This window comes from Brevundimonas pishanensis, from assembly GCF_022750635.1.
Taxonomy (GTDB): domain Bacteria; phylum Pseudomonadota; class Alphaproteobacteria; order Caulobacterales; family Caulobacteraceae; genus Brevundimonas; species Brevundimonas pishanensis.
The window spans coordinates 47,127-61,649 of sequence record NZ_JAJKBG010000008.1 but is presented as its reverse complement, the minus strand read 5'-3'; the positions used below and the strand labels follow the sequence as shown (position 1 = coordinate 61,649).

Genomic DNA, 14,523 nt, shown 5'->3' with positions numbered 1-14,523 from the left:
CACGTTCGCCGCGTCAAGCCAAGCCGCTTGACACACAGCCCCAGTCGTCCGACCGAAGTAAAATGAATAGCCCCGCTCACCACAACGACAAAGACCAGCCGCTTGGTCAGCTCCTGAAGCGTCTGTGGCGCGACTATCTTTCGCACCACAAGGTGGCGTTCTTTTCGTCGATCGGTCTGGCGATCTGCGCCGGTGCGCTGACGGCGGGGCTGTTGCGTTTTCTTGAACCGGCCATCGACCTGTTGTTCCAGCCCCATCCGGGCCCTGTCCGTTTTCTGAACGTCTTCACAGTCCAGCCCCAGTGGCTGATCGCGCTCGTTCCAGGCGTTATCATCGCCCTTTCCATCGCCCGATCCCTGACGATGGCGGGACAGGCTGCACTGGTGAACCGGCTGGGCCACGGCATCGTCGGTGACATCCAGAAGCAGCTCTTCTCGCGCATGATCAACGCCGACCTGTCGCGTCTGCGTAACCAGCATTCGGGCACCTTCGTCTCGTCGGTGCTGTTCGACGCCAATCTGGTGCGTGAAGCCTTCACCAACGGCGTGGTGAACTACACCCAGAACGTGCTGATCGTGGTCGGCGTGATGGTAGCGATGGGCTTCATCGACCTGCCGCTGACGCTGATCGTGCTTCTGGGCGTACCGGGCGTCAGTCTGGTGATGCGCAAGTTCGGCAAGCGCTCGCGCAAGGCCGCCAAGGGGGCCATGGCCGAAACCGAGGTGCTTTCCTCCGCCCTGATGGAAAATCTGGACGGCGTGCGCGTCATCAAGATCGAAAACCGCGAACAGGCTGAAGAGGCCAATGTCGCCGCCGTCATCGACCGCCGCCAGCGCCACGTCATCAAAGGTGCCGACAGCCGCGCCTTCGCCGGTCCGGCTTCCGATATCATTGCCTATTCCATCGTCGCCGCGGTCATTGGCTATGCCGGCTGGAGCGCCAGCAAGGGCCAGATGTCCGTGGGCGGCTTTGCGGCCTTCATCGGCATGCTGATGTTGGCAGGTCAGTCGCTGCGCCAGCTGTCCAACCTGACGACCGTCATGTCCGAAGGCATGACCGCCGCGCGTCGCCTGTTCACAGCACTCGATATCCAGCCTGAAATCCGCGAACAGGCGAACCCGCAATCCCTGCCCGCCGGTCCTGTCGAGATCGAACTCCACAACGTCGAGTTCGCCTATTCCACTGCCAACGGGCTCGTACCAACGCTGAACGGCGTGAACCTAAAGGTCTCGCCGGGCGAGACGGTGGCGCTGGTCGGTCCATCGGGTGGTGGCAAGTCCACCATCCTCAGCCTGCTGCCGCGGTTCTATGATGTGACGAGCGGACGCATCACCGCAAACGGCATTGATCTGCGCGATCTCAGCCTGTCATCCCTGCGCGACCAGATCGCTCTGGTGACGCAGGAGCCGTTCCTGTTCGACGACACTATCGCCGCCAACATCGCCTATGGGCGCGAGGCCGCCACCGAAGAACAGATCATCGAGGCGGCCCGTGCGGCTGCGGCCCACGAGTTCATCCTCGGCCTGCCACAGGGCTATCAGACCCGCGTCGGCGAGGCCGGTGCCCGCCTGTCCGGCGGCCAGCGCCAGCGTATCGCCATCGCCCGCGCCTTCCTCAAGAATGCCCCGATCCTGCTGCTCGACGAAGCCACCAGTGCGCTGGACACCGAGAGCGAGGCTCTGGTTCAACAGGCGCTGGACCGCCTGATGGAAGGCCGCGCCACGCTGATGATCGCGCACCGTCTTTCCACCGTGCGTAACGCCGATCGTATCTATGTGATTTCGGCTGGCAAGGTGATCGAACAAGGCACCCACGACGACCTGATCGCGACCTCGGGCCTTTACGCCCGCCTCGCGCGTCAACAGTCCCTCGACGCCCCCATGGACCTTCTGCCTGACGAGACCGGCGCATGAGGCCACTGCGGCACCCGTTTATCCAGCGCTCGATTGCGTGGCTGTTCTCTGAATGGCTACGTTTTTGCTATGCGACTACGCGCTGGACCCGCGAAAACGAGCAGATTGCCGAAGACGTTTGGGCACAGGACAGCGGCGTGTTGATCGCCTTCTGGCATTCGCGTCTGGGCCTTGCAGCCGCCTCGTGGCCGATGGAACGCGCGCAACCGCCGCGCGCCATGATTTCGTTGTCCGCGGACGGTGAGTTCATCGCCAAGGCCGTCGCCAGACTGGGCATTCCGGCAGTGCGCGGCTCCGCCTCGAACAAAGACAAGAAGGCCAGCGCCAAAGGCGGCACCCAAGCCCTGCGTGACGGTCTGAAATACCTGAAAGCAAAGGGCGGTCTGGCCATCACGCCCGACGGGCCGCGTGGCCCTGCGCGAACCATGGCCGAGGGCCTGCCCGTCATGGCGCGAATGTCGGGGGCACCCGTGCTTATCCTCGGCGCATCGGCAAAACCGGCGATCCGCCTGAAAAGCTGGGACCGCGCCCTGATCCCCCTGCCCTTCGCCAAGGGCGCTTTCGTATGGGACAGGGCCGACTTCCCGCACGGCACCGATGTGTCTGAAGTCGCGGCGGAATGGACCGCCCGCATGACCGCAGCCGAAGCCCGCGCAGACGAAATCACCGGACTGGAGCGCGTCTGACCGTGAGCTTCAGCCCCGCTCTTATGGCCTATCGTCTCGGCACCCGCCTTCTTGAACCCCTAGCACCGCGCCTGCTGGACAGCCGCGTCAAGAAGGGCAAGGAAAGCCCGACCCGCGTCGATGAACGACTGGGCATGGCCAGCCTGCGCCGCCCCGCCGGTCCGCTCATCTGGATACACGGCGTCAGCGTCGGCGAAGCCTTGTCGATCCTTCCGCTGGCCGAACGCATCCGTAAGGACCGGCCCGACGTCACCGTTCTGGTCACCACCGGAACCCTGACCTCGGCAGAGGTCATTACCCCGCGCCTCCCCCAAGGCGTGATCCACCAGTTCGCGCCGGTCGATGGCCCGTCCGCCGTGTCGGCCTTCCTAGATCACTGGCAGCCCCAGATCGGCATTTTCGTCGAGAGCGAGCTGTGGCCGAACCTGATCATGGCTGCTCGTGGCCGCCGCATACCATTGGCTCTGGTCAGTGCACGGATCACCTCGCACACGCTGGAAGGCTGGCAAAAGGCTCCGGGCATGGCCCGCACCCTGATGTCCGCCTTCGCCCACGTCTGGCCCCAGGATCAGGAGGGCGCAGAGCGCCTGACCTCCATGGGGGCCCGCGTGGACGGCATGGTCAACCTCAAGCTTTCCGGCGAGCCACTGCCTTACGACCGCGCCGAGTTCTCGCGTCTTTCGGGCCTGATCGGGGATCGCCCCGTGATCGTGATTGCCTCGACCCACGAGAACGAGGAACGGGCGCTTGCCAAGGCACTGAAGGCTCTGGTTCCGCGCCTGCTGCTTGTCGTTGTGCCTCGCCATCCCGAACGTGCGCCCGAGATTGTCGAAGAGTTGCAACTGGACGGCTGGAAGCTGACCCGGCGCTGCGTGGGCGGCGATATCGAAGACGGGATTGATCTCTACCTCGCCGACACCCTGGGCGAGTTAGGCCTCTTTATGCGCCTGTCCGACGTGGTGGTGCTGGGCGGCTCGTTCGCTCCGGCGCTCAGTGGAGGCAGCGTGGGCGGGCACAATCCGCTGGAGCCTGCCCGACTGGGCAAGCCGACTTTCAGCGGACCCGACGCGGCCAACTGGCAGCAGGTCAACCGTATGCTCAAACACTCAGGCGGGCTGGTCAGCGTGCTGGCCCCCGACGAATTGCGCGATCTTATTGAACCGCTACTTAAAGATCCGGACGGGGCCCGCGCCATGGGCGAGCGCGCCCGCCGCGCGGCCAATGAAGCCTCTGCGGGTCTGGATCGACTGTGGCTGGCTCTTCAGGCCCACCTCCCCCCCGCCCCCAAGCCGGAGCGGAGACGTCCCCGATGAAACTAAACACCCCGCGCTGGTGGTACACCCGCGATCGCAGCCACGCCCCGATCACCCGCATGGCACTCAAGCCCCTGTCGTGGGTCTGGGCGGGCGTGACCGCACGCAAGATTGCCAATACCAAGGGCTATGCCCCCGGTATTCCCGTGATCTCGGTCGGTAATCTGACGGTGGGCGGCTCTGGCAAGACGCCGATCACCCGCGAGATCCTCCGCTTACTGCGTGAGCAGGGGCACGCTCCGTCGGCACTATCGCGGGGTTACGGTGGTAAGCTGGAGGGTCCTGTGGTTGTCGACTTGGACACCCACTCCGCCGAGGACGTTGGCGACGAACCCCTGATGCTGGCCCAAGACGGCATGGTGGTTATCAGCCGTGATCGTGTCGCGGGTGCCAAGGCCGCTGTCGCCGCCGGAGCCGACTATCTGGTCATGGATGATGGCCATCAGAACCCGTCCCTCATCAAGGACATCAGCCTGATTGTGGTCGATGGCGAGACCCGTAATGACGAATGGCCGTTTGGAGATGGTTCCGTCTTCCCATCCGGTCCCATGCGCGAGCCGATTGCCGCAGGTCTTGCGCGTGCGGACGCTGTAATTGTCCTCCTGCCGACTGATTTGGATAAAGCAGACCCCGAGTTGATTGCTGTATTCGGTGATCTTCCTGTCTTCACTGCCCGCCTGGCGGCTATTTCTGCCCCGCCAGCGGGTCCCCAAGTCGGCTTTGCCGGCATTGCGAAACCCTGGAAGGTCGAGCGCTCGTTGATCGCGGCAGGGTGTGATCTCAAGGATTTCGTTCCTTTGCCGGATCACGCCATCCTGACGAAGGATCAATTTAACTTCTTGAAAGAACGCGCGAAAGTTTTCGATGCAGGTCTGGTCACGACCGAAAAAGACTGGGTTCGACTGTCACCGGAAAAGCGCGAAAGTATTCAAGCTTGGCCATTAAATGCACGCTTTGACGATCCGGCCGGTTTTACCAAGTGGTTGGTTGCCGACAATGTGATAGCGCCAACCTAAATTTACAATTTACCGTATCCATTAGGCACTACTAAGCTTTCAATCCGTTATAGTTACTTCCCCCCATGCGGAACTGAGAGTTTATGCCAATGAAAATCGCGGTCCTTGATGATGATCAGGTCCAGCTGCAGGCGATTTCTCAAATAGTTGAGAAGGCGGGCTTTCGCCCATCCACCTTCTCACGCGGGCATGCCCTCATCTCGGCACTCCGGCGCGACACCTTCGACCTGCTGATTGTGGACTGGAACCTTCCGGACCGCTCGGGCATCGAAATCGTCGGCTGGGTACGCGCCAATCTGACGCCCCCGCCGCCCATGCTTCTGGTCACCAGCCGTGTCGAAGACAGCGATATCGTCGCGGCATTGAACGCCGGTGCGGACGACTATCTCGCCAAGCCGATATCCCCCATAGTCCTCGAGGCCCGTGTGCGCGCTCTTCTGCGCCGCGCCTACGAGCATCTGGGAGCTCCTGCCGAGCGCGAGGTCTATGACGACATCGTCTTCAATATGAGCACGACCACGGTCGTGCGCGACGGCGAGACCATCACCATGACGCCCAAGGAGTTCGCTCTGGCGCGTCTGCTGTTCCGCAACCTGCATCGCGCCCTGTCCCGCACCTATTTGCTGGAGACCATCTGGGGCAACGAGCCGCACCTCAATAGCCGCTCGCTGGACATGCACATTTCACGCGTTCGCTCGAAGCTGAACCTCCGCCCGCAGACGGGATACCGACTGACCCCGGTGTACAGCTATGGCTACCGGCTGGAGCGCTCAAATGCGAACGCAGACCCTGACGCCGAAGTCGCGGCAGCACCCGACGATGCAGCGCCGACCAACTGAGATCATCACATCTTGACGATACATACCGCCCGCAAGAACAGCTTGGTTCGCTTCACCAGCCTCGGCCTCGGTCTTACCCTGGCGTTTGGAGCCGTGCCCGCAACGGCCCTCGCCCAGTCTGCTACTGCCCAGTCTGCAGCCCCCCAGTCGGCCAACTCCCAGCCGTCAGGTTCAGTTCTGACCGAAGCTCCGCTGACCTATCTGGTCAATCGTGGCGACACTCTGATTGATGTGGCGCGCAAATATCTGCGCAACCCGGCCGACTATCGCCGACTACAGCGCGATAACCGGGTGGCCAACCCACGCCGCATGGCGACGGGACGTACTCTCCAGATCGACACTGCACTTTTGCGCACCCGCGAGGACCCCGCGCGCATCGAGAGCTTCCGCGGTGACGTTCAGGTGCTGAGAAATGGCGCGCCGGTGGCCGTGGCTCTCGGTGCCCAACTGCGCGAAGGCGACGTTGTGAGCACCGGATCCAGCGCTTTTGCGCGGATCGCCTTCTCGGATGGCACCTATACGGTTGTTCCCTCGCGCAGCAGCATACGCATGGATCGCCTGCGCCGGTTCGTGATCAACGACGCACCCGACCACCGCCTTGTGGTCAACCGAGGTCGCGTCGAAAACCGCGTAACCTCGCGCCAGCGCCCCGGGGGCTTCCGCGTGACCACACCGACGGCCATTTCGGCTGTCCGTGGTACCGAGTTCCGCGTCGCCTATGACGACGTGACGGGCAACAGCTCGACCGGCGTCCTCGAAGGCACGGTCGCTGTGGCCGATGAAACCGACACCCACGGCGTTCTGGTCCCGAACGGACAGGGCGTGGCCCTTCGCGCTGGCGATGACACACCGGTCCCCGTAGCCCTGCTGGCCGCCCCGGTGATGGCAGAGGACGATCTTCTTCAGACTGACGCCACCCTCGCATTCGATTATTCAGCTCCATCCGACGCCCGTATCGTTCGCGGCTTCATCGCGGCCGATGCCAGCATGCAGGACCTGCTGGCCGAAGCGGACGCTCCCGTCGGCCAGCCGCTCACCTACACCGACCTCCCGGAAGGCCAGTACTTCCTGCGCCTGACGGCCGTATCGCCAGACGGTCTTGAGGGGCGCGGTCGCACCTTCAACTTCATCCGTGCCCGCAACGGCATCGACGGCCTGTCACTGTCTGAAGAACTGGCAAACAACGCCCGCCTTTACCGCTTCAAATGGCGCGCCGAGGGTGAAGGCGACGCAAGCTTCCGCTTCCAGTTGACCCGCGCCAACGAAGCGGGTGAACCAGAAGGCCAGCCGCTTATCGACAGCGCAGGCCTCAGCGATTCCACCTTCACCCTTAGCGATCTGCCGCCCGGCACCTATAGCTGGCGCATTGAGGGTACCCGTTACCGCTTCGGTCACAGACTGTCGGTATGGTCCAGTCCGGAAGTTCTGACCATCAACCGATAAGCGGGGACGGGATTGCCCTTTCCAAAAGCGTCGATGCCCAAAATAGAGCCTGCCACCCGACTGGGTGCGCAGGTTCTGATCGAATGGCTGATTACCGCCGCCATCACCATTGGTCTGGTGGTGTGGCTCAGCCTTGGCCAGATTACCCAACGCGGCGACAACGTCTTTTACGACACCGTTAGCGTGATCAATCCGGTCGCGGCGCACAAAGACATCGCCGTGGTGGCCATCGATGACCGAAGCCTTGCCGAGATTGGTCCTTGGCCCTGGCCGCGTGCTGTCCATGCCGATCTGGTCCAGCGCTTGGGCGACATTGGCGTGACCTCGGTAGGTTACGATGTCCTGTTCATCGAACCCACGCCCGATGATGCGGCGCTTGCCGCCTCGGTGCAAAGATCGGGCAATGTGTATCTACCTGTTGCAGTCGACACACCGGGCCTGAACGGCAGTCTTGCCACTATCAGCCCGCCGCCCGCCAACATAGCCGCCGGTGCCGCGGGACTGGGCCACGTCATCCTGACGCCCGATCAGGACGGCACGGTGCGCGCCAGCCCACTGTGGGTCAGTGCCGACGGTCGCGTCTTGCCGCATCTGGCCTTGTTGGCCTCGGCTTCCAAAACACCAGCGACAGAGGTCAACAAAGGCGCTGCCGGAGATGGCCTCATCGTCACCGACAGCCGCATGATCCGCTTTCCGTCGGGCATAGAGCCCTACCCCACAGTCTCTGCCGTAGATGTGCTGAGGGGCGAAGTGTCCGCCGAATTCCTGAAGGACAAGCGTGTTCTCGTGGGCGCGACTGCGCAAGGCATGGGGGATCGCTATGCGACGCCAAACAGCCCGCGCGGATACCTGTCTCCCGGTGTCTATATCGTCGGCGCGCTGATGCAGAGCGTGCTGGATGACTGGAACATCCGGCCCCTGAACCGTTGGCTGACCGCTTTGCTGTCATTGATCCCGCTGGCGATGATATTGGCAGGCTTCCTTGTTCTGCGCCCCGTCGCCAACACCGTGCTGGGCTTCGCGCTGATCGCGGCCACCTTGGCCATTTCCGCTTTGGCGCTAAAAGCGGGGCACTGGTTCCCGCCTCTGGCCGCCTGTGCGGGCGTGATTGTGGCCTGGCCGCTGTGGAGCTGGCGTCGTCTGGCCGCCGCCTATCGCTATATGCAGTCGGAACTGAACGACCTTCGAGCCGACCCCGAGACCTTCCATTTGGCCGCCCTCTCCCCGACGGCAAAATGGACGTCCGGCGACGAAATCTCGCGTCAGGTGCTGGCCTTGCGCGGAGCCCTCAAACAGTTCCGCGACTTCAACCGCTATATCAATCAGTCTGTCCGCAGCCTGCCTGACGCAGCCCTTGTCGCCGACTTGGACGGCAGCGTCCTGATCGCCAATCCCCGTGCCCAGAACCTCTTCCCCGGCACCACCTTGGTGGGCGCACATCTGGAGGACCTGTTCCTCCGGTTGGGTGTGCGCGAATGGCGTGGCTTGATCGGCGCAGCGCCCGGCGTTCGCGACGAAATCCAGCTCCCCGACGGGCGAGCCCTGCAGATCGCTATCGCCCCGTTGGTGGACACTACCGAGCAGTCTGCTGGTCTGATCGTCCGCTTGGCCGACGTCACCCAGTTGCGGGCGGCAGAGCGCGAGCGTCAACGCACGTTACAACTGCTGGGGCACGACATGCGCGCCCCGCAGGTATCTATCCTGACCCTGCTCGACGGCGACAAACGCTCGGAGAAGATCGAGGATCAAATCCGCCGCAACGCGCGACAAACACTGGCGTTGGCAGAAGGCTATGTCCAACTGTCACGTGCGGAAAACCAGATGCTCACCTTCGAGGTCGCCAATCTGGCGGACCTCGTAACCGAGGGCGTCGATACCCTCTGGCCCCAGTCCGCAGCCAAGGGCGTCGAACTGATCGCGCCTGACTACGAGCATGAATATCTGGTCGATGTTGACACCGCGCTGATGCGGCGGGTCATCATCAACTTGCTGGACAATGCCATCCGCCACACCCCGACGGGGGGTCTGGTCGCGTGCCAGCTGTCCTCCTACGAGGACAAGGTTCTGCTGATTATCTGCGATGAAGGCCCGGGGCTGTACGACGACATGCGCAGCCGTCTGTTCCAGCCTTTTGCCGGTGGCAACGTGTCCGGTGCCGGTCTGGGTCTGGCCTTCGTACACACTGTTATTCAGCGTCACGGCGGCCAGATTTCAGTCGACCCGCCTTCCGGCGTGACGCCGCCCACGAGCGGTGCCTGCTTCTATATTACCCTGCCTCCGGTCGAGGCCGATTAAAGGTTATCAGGGCTGGCCCGTTCGCCATTGATCAAGGCATCGGCAGCCAGCCTCGCCAAAGCTGTCAGCAGCGTATCGGGCGTATGGTCCACCGGCCCACGGCCCGACACACGCACCACGCGTTTGTCCGTACCGTCCGCGCGCGTCGCTACAGCGGTCAGCACGTGCAGGCCCGGCTCCCGGCGTGCACCACGCACACGCGGGGTCTCGGCCCATTCGCCCTCGCGCGCATCCACATCCGAAAACGTCCCCACATCGGCAGGACGCACGGCGAGGGTGGCTAGCACATGCCAGTTGTCGCCTTCGACGACGCCGCGTCCATCGGCCAAGGCCGTCTTCAACGCCGCAGAGGCACGCTCGTCGGCTTCTTTGGTGATGAAGTGCACGCCCTCGATCGCTGCAGAGGTTACAGGCGCGCGATCAATCTTTAGCTCGGCCCCCGCGCTGCATCCTGAAAGGGCCAGCGCCAGAGCACATACGCCGGTCAGCATGGAATAGGTGGGGAGACGGTTAAATGCAGTCGACATATTCGGTCCGATAGTGGGGAGACAACCTAGCGTAGCAGATTTGCCAAGGGGTTCCCTCATCACGCAAAAGTTAAACCAACGTTCCTGGTGCCACACTCCAGTCTCAATGGTTAAGATTGACTAAGCAACTGAGCCTTCGACCCCGCCCATAACCACCAGCAGACGGGATTGAACCCATGAAATCTGGTTTATGGCCGCGCTCAAATTGGTGCCATGATCGACCCGCGAATTCTGAACGGGCTCGATTAAAATCTACGGCTCAGCTTGCTTAAATCGGCACAAGACCCCTTTTTCACGGCTCCTCAGCCATCAATCTAAGGGATGGACGCGTGCAGATTTCTCGTCGGGGTTTGATTTTCGGAGGCTCTATTGCCTTGGCAGGGTGCGCAACCGCCTCTGCACCACCAACGCCCCAACTGGCACCTGCCCCGCCGCCGCGCATACCCCGTCCGGATCTGGCAGCCTATGCGGCCCCGGCTCGTCCACAGGTTGTAATCGATCCCTACAACATCGTGCGACGTGACCTTCTGGACCGCGCGCGTCAGGCTATGGATTCCCATGGTCACCGCATAACCCAGCGTGACCGCATGTATCTGGTCGACTTCCAGAAATTCTCGGGTTCCGACCGCCTGTACGAGGTTGATTTGCTGGGCGGATGGGTGACCTCATACCGTACCAGCCATGGTCGGGGATCCGATCCGAGCCACAGCGGCTATGCCGAACGTTTCTCCAACCAGCCTGACAGCCACATGTCCTCGCTGGGCACCTACGTCACCGCGGGTCCTTCGTGGGGGCCGCAGCAAGGGCCGAACGTGCTGCTGGACGGGCTGGAGTATTCCAACAACCTTGCCCGCGAACGCGCCATCATCGTTCACGGTGCCGACTACGCCGATCCGGCGTTCCTGTCGCGTGAAGGCAAGTTGGGTCGCTCCTACGGCTGCTTCTCGTGCAGCCATGCCGATCTGACTGCCCTGCGAGAACGCATGGGCGAAGGCAGGCTTCTGTTCGCGATGAACTAAAGAAAAAGGGGAAGGGCGAAACCTTCCCCTAAAATCCTATTCGCGGCCCAGAGCGCGCCAGCCGATATCGGTCCGGTAGAAGCCGCCGGGCCAGTCGATCTTTGCAACAGCCTCATAGGCACGCTCTCGTGCTTCGGTCACGTCCTTGCCATAGGCGCAGACGTTCAGAACGCGACCACCTGCGGCAACCAACTGCCCGTCATCGCGGCGTTTGGTGCCAGCATGGAAGACTTGCACATTCGGACCAAAGTCCTGCTCGGCGCCCCGAATGATCGAGCCTTCCAGCGGGCTGTCCGGATAGCCTTTGGCCGCCATAACGACGGTGATAACAACACCGGGCTTGAACTGCGGCTGCGGTACCTGGGTCACATCGCCCTTGGCGCAGGCCAGCAGCAGCGGGACGATATCGCCGTCAAAGCGCATCATCAGCACCTGACATTCCGGATCACCGAAACGGGCGTTGAACTCGACCACTTTCGGGCCTTCGCTCGTCGCCATCAGACCAGCATACAGAACGCCCTTATAGGGAGTGCCTTCATCGGCCATCTTCTGGATGGTCGGCTGGACGACCAGATCATTGGCCTTTTTGACGAAATCTGCGGTGAAGACCGGCGCGGGCGAATAGGCCCCCATGCCGCCGGTGTTCGGACCGGCATCGCCGTCAAAGGCGCGTTTGTGATCCTGCGCACCGCCGAACAGTACGGCGCGCTTGCCGTCGGACAGGGCAAACAGGCTGCCCTCCTCACCGTCCATGAACTCTTCGATCACTACGCGCGAACCGGCGCTGCCGAAACGGCCGCCCAGCATACGCTCGATCTCGATCTCGGCGTCCTTGCGGTCAGGGCTGATGGCGACGCCCTTGCCTGCGGCAAGACCGTCGGCCTTGATGACGTAGGGGGCGCTATAGTTCGCCAATGCCGCCTTGGCCTCTTCGACGTTCTCGTAAACGCCATAGCCTGCGGTCGGGATGTTGTGACGGGCAAGAAACGCCTTGGAGAAGGCTTTCGAGGTTTCCAACTGCGCCGCCTTGGCCGACGGGCCAAAGCACGGAATGCCCAGACCCTCCAACTGGTCGGCCAGACCTTCGGCCAGCGCGGCCTCGGGCCCAACGACGACCAGATCAGCCGAGATTTCCTGCGCCAGAGCCACCAGCGCGTTGACATCGGTCGCCTTTACGTCGCCGCGCAGCTCGCCGAGTTGCGCCATACCGGGGTTGCCGGGCGCAATGACGAGCCGCGAAGCGCGCGGCGACTGGGCGATTTTCCAGGCCAGGGCGTGCTCGCGCCCTCCCGAACCGACGAGCAAAATATTCATAACGCCGGAATGAGGGACCTGATGAGTCAGGTCAAGATTAACGTGGCGGATTATAGCGCGGCAAAGCGGCCAATTCCGCAGCAGTCAGGCGGGTGACGAGGTTGGGGCTTCTGCCGTCGGTGCGTTTTTCCGCCTCCACCTGAGCCAGCGGCAGCAGAACTTCGGTGTCGGACGGCCCCTCCAGTTCGACCACCAGATGGGTCGCCGTTCCGGTGGCATTGGTCACCAGCGACTCGACATCACCCAGATCCTGCCCCGCCGCATTGACGATATCGGCATCTTCCAGAGCCTTGCGGGTCATGCCCAGCGCCAGTGCGGCTTCACCGGTGGCCACCTTGGCCTCTTCACGCGTCACGCGCTCCGGTGCCATGTCAGGTGCCGGTGCACGCACCACGTCGTCAGTGCGATTATCGCACGCGCCCAGGGTCAAGGTTACAGCGGCCGTAACGGCCATGGCCAACATCGAAGTCTTCATTTCACAGCCCTTTCGGCAGCTTTGCCACTCACTAAGGTAACGAAGCCGCATTCTGAGCGTTCCCGCCGCGTGCTTGAGGCGCTAAGGTCCGGGCATGGATTCCGACGACTACGCTTTTGAAGGCGCCGCTCCTCAGGAGCAGGCACCCGCGCGCGACAACAACCCGCCCCTGTCGATCTCCGAGCTGAGTTTCGCGCTCAAGCGTACGCTCGAGGACCGCTTCGGCCACGTCAGGATCCGTGGCGAGATTTCCAAGGTCACACGCCACTCGTCTGGCCACGTCTATCTGACGCTGAAGGACGACAAAGCCGCCATCGACGGCGTGATCTGGAAGGGCGTGGTGCGCACCCTCGGTGCCCAGCCCGAAACCGGTCTAGAAGTCATCGTCACAGGCAAGATCACGTCCTATCCGGCACGGTCGTCCTACCAGATCGTCATCGAGAGCATGGAGCCTGCGGGGGCCGGTGCGCTGCTGGCGCAACTGGAACGCATCAAGACTCGTCTGCGCGAAGAGGGCCTGTTCGAGCCGTCGCGCAAAAAGCCCCTGCCCCAGTTCCCTGCCACCATCGGCGTCATTACCAGCCCGACCGGCGCGGTTATCCGTGACATCCTGCACCGGATCAGCGACCGCTGGCCCTGCCGCGTGATCGTCTGGCCGGTCATTGTTCAGGGCGACGCCGCCGCCAAACAAGTTGCAAACGCCGTGCGTGGCTTTGACGCCATGACACCGGACGGCCCGATCCCTCGTCCCGACCTGCTGATCGTCGCGCGCGGCGGTGGTTCGGTCGAAGACCTCTGGGGTTTCAACGACGAGAACCTCGCCCGCACCGTGGCGGACGCACGCATCCCGATTATTTCTGCGGTCGGGCACGAGACAGACACCACCCTGATCGACTTCGTATCGGACCGACGCGCGCCGACGCCTACCGGTGCCGCCGAAATCGCCACGCCAGTGCTGGCCGAGCTTCAGTGGGGACTGGCGGACTATGAGGCCCGCCTGCGCCGCTGTGGTGCGCGTTTGCTGGATGATCGCCGCACGCGACTGCTGTCGGTGGCCCGTGGTCTGCCGACGCGCCCCGAAGATCTTTTGGCCCTGCCCCAACAGCGCCTGGACCATGCGTCCAGCCGCCTTGGCTCTGCCTTGCACCGCAACGCCAGTGTGCACGAACAGCGCCTGACCCGCGTCGCCGCGCGCCTGTCGCCTTCGATCCTGCACCGTCCGATCGAGCGCCGCAGCGACCGCCTCCACGCCATCGAGGCCCGCTTCCGTCCCGCTATCGAACGCCGCCTTCAGCGAGACTCCGAGCGCCTTGCGGCTCTGTCGCGCGCACTGACGAACCTAGACCCGTCGCGTCCCAAGCCCGGCTTTGCCCGCGTAGAAGATGCCGAGGGTCAATGGATCACCTCGGCGCATAAGCTCACCGAGGGTCAGCACGTCTCGCTGGTGTTCGGAGACGGTCAGCGTGACGCGACTGTCGGCACCTCCGGTCCTGGCACGGTCACGCCATCTGCGCCGCCCACCCCTCTTGCTCCCAAGTCCGCGCCAAAGCCCAAACCCTCGCCAAGCGATCAAGGCACCCTGTTCTGACCGGTTCGGGGCTTGAAGCGTTGCTGTTGTCTGAATATCTCAAACCAGCGATATGCAGAGGCAGTGATTCCCCACCCGCCTCCCAAACGGATGCC

At 63.0% G+C, this 14,523-nt stretch carries 12 protein-coding genes; 9 read left to right on the top strand and 3 right to left on the bottom strand.

The window, feature by feature from the left end:
* The first annotated feature begins 62 nt into the window (after positions 1 to 62).
* The 7 genes from LOX95_RS13400 to LOX95_RS13370 all read left to right on the top strand — a co-directional run bounded on the left by LOX95_RS13400 (position 63) and on the right by LOX95_RS13370 (position 9,505).
* On the top strand, positions 63 to 1,913 hold the full coding sequence (locus tag LOX95_RS13400; RefSeq protein ID WP_242915451.1) for an ABC transporter ATP-binding protein: 1,851 nt from the start codon (positions 63 to 65) through the stop codon (positions 1,911 to 1,913).
* Entirely contained in the window at positions 1,910 to 2,599 is a 690-nt protein-coding gene (locus tag LOX95_RS13395; protein WP_242915449.1) for a lysophospholipid acyltransferase family protein, read from the top strand. Before LOX95_RS13400 ends, LOX95_RS13395 begins: the two co-directional genes overlap by 4 nt.
* Before the next feature lie 2 nt (positions 2,600 to 2,601).
* Positions 2,602 to 3,912, top strand: coding sequence for a 3-deoxy-D-manno-octulosonic acid transferase (locus LOX95_RS13390; protein WP_242915447.1), 1,311 nt, complete (start codon positions 2,602 to 2,604; stop codon positions 3,910 to 3,912).
* Positions 3,909 to 4,928, top strand: coding sequence for a tetraacyldisaccharide 4'-kinase (gene lpxK / locus LOX95_RS13385; RefSeq protein ID WP_242915445.1), 1,020 nt, complete (start codon positions 3,909 to 3,911; stop codon positions 4,926 to 4,928). The genes LOX95_RS13390 and lpxK overlap by 4 nt, the downstream gene beginning before the upstream one ends.
* Positions 4,929 to 5,017: 89 nt before the next feature.
* The gene (locus LOX95_RS13380) at positions 5,018 to 5,767 is read left to right on the top strand and encodes a response regulator transcription factor (RefSeq protein WP_242915443.1); all 750 of its coding nucleotides are present in this window, start codon (positions 5,018 to 5,020) and stop codon (positions 5,765 to 5,767) included.
* Positions 5,768 to 5,779: 12 nt separating this feature from the next.
* Positions 5,780 to 7,210, top strand: coding sequence for a FecR domain-containing protein (locus tag LOX95_RS13375; RefSeq protein WP_242915441.1), 1,431 nt, complete (start codon positions 5,780 to 5,782; stop codon positions 7,208 to 7,210).
* A 33-nt stretch (positions 7,211 to 7,243) separates the two neighbouring features.
* On the top strand, positions 7,244 to 9,505 hold the full coding sequence (locus LOX95_RS13370; protein ID WP_242915439.1) for a CHASE2 domain-containing protein: 2,262 nt from the start codon (positions 7,244 to 7,246) through the stop codon (positions 9,503 to 9,505).
* On the opposite strand, the gene LOX95_RS13365 is transcribed toward LOX95_RS13370, so the two are convergent.
* Entirely contained in the window at positions 9,502 to 10,032 is a 531-nt protein-coding gene (locus LOX95_RS13365; RefSeq protein ID WP_242915437.1) for a hypothetical protein, read from the bottom strand. The two genes, LOX95_RS13370 and LOX95_RS13365, sit on opposite strands and share 4 nt — an antisense overlap.
* 374 nt (positions 10,033 to 10,406) lie before the next feature.
* Here LOX95_RS13365 and LOX95_RS13360 point away from each other — a divergent pair, with 374 nt between their 5' ends.
* A complete protein-coding gene (locus tag LOX95_RS13360) occupies positions 10,407 to 11,051 on the top strand; it encodes a murein L,D-transpeptidase catalytic domain-containing protein (protein ID WP_242915435.1) in 645 nt (214 codons plus the stop codon).
* Positions 11,052 to 11,087: 36 nt separating this feature from the next.
* Here LOX95_RS13360 and purD read toward each other — a convergent pair whose 3' ends face one another.
* Positions 11,088 to 12,365, bottom strand: coding sequence for a phosphoribosylamine--glycine ligase (purD, locus tag LOX95_RS13355; RefSeq protein ID WP_242915433.1), 1,278 nt, complete (start codon positions 12,363 to 12,365; stop codon positions 11,088 to 11,090).
* Positions 12,366 to 12,402: 37 nt separating this feature from the next.
* Positions 12,403 to 12,840 carry a PRC-barrel domain-containing protein gene (locus tag LOX95_RS13350; protein ID WP_242915432.1) on the bottom strand — a complete coding sequence of 146 codons (438 nt, stop codon included), beginning with the start codon at positions 12,838 to 12,840 and terminating at the stop codon, positions 12,403 to 12,405.
* Between the two features lie 94 nt (positions 12,841 to 12,934).
* Between LOX95_RS13350 and xseA the strand changes: the two genes are divergently transcribed.
* Positions 12,935 to 14,428: an exodeoxyribonuclease VII large subunit gene (gene xseA, locus LOX95_RS13345; protein WP_242915430.1), complete on the top strand. Its 1,494-nt coding sequence runs from the start codon at positions 12,935 to 12,937 to the stop codon at positions 14,426 to 14,428.
* The last annotated feature ends 95 nt before the right edge of the window (positions 14,429 to 14,523 follow it).

Excerpts from the sequence above, each read along its gene's own strand:
- LOX95_RS13370 (WP_242915439.1), top strand. The coding sequence starts at position 7,244 with ATGCCCAAAATAGAGCCTGCCACCCGACTGGGTGCGCAGGTTCTGATC.
- LOX95_RS13365 (WP_242915437.1), bottom strand. The coding sequence starts at position 10,032 with ATGTCGACTGCATTTAACCGTCTCCCCACCTATTCCATGCTGACCGGC.
- xseA (WP_242915430.1), top strand. The coding sequence starts at position 12,935 with ATGGATTCCGACGACTACGCTTTTGAAGGCGCCGCTCCTCAGGAGCAG.
- LOX95_RS13395 (WP_242915449.1), top strand. The coding sequence starts at position 1,910 with ATGAGGCCACTGCGGCACCCGTTTATCCAGCGCTCGATTGCGTGGCTG.
- LOX95_RS13380 (WP_242915443.1), top strand. The coding sequence starts at position 5,018 with ATGAAAATCGCGGTCCTTGATGATGATCAGGTCCAGCTGCAGGCGATT.
- LOX95_RS13400 (WP_242915451.1), top strand. The coding sequence starts at position 63 with ATGAATAGCCCCGCTCACCACAACGACAAAGACCAGCCGCTTGGTCAG.
- purD (WP_242915433.1), bottom strand. The coding sequence starts at position 12,365 with ATGAATATTTTGCTCGTCGGTTCGGGAGGGCGCGAGCACGCCCTGGCC.
- lpxK (WP_242915445.1), top strand. The coding sequence starts at position 3,909 with ATGAAACTAAACACCCCGCGCTGGTGGTACACCCGCGATCGCAGCCAC.
- LOX95_RS13350 (WP_242915432.1), bottom strand. The coding sequence starts at position 12,840 with ATGAAGACTTCGATGTTGGCCATGGCCGTTACGGCCGCTGTAACCTTG.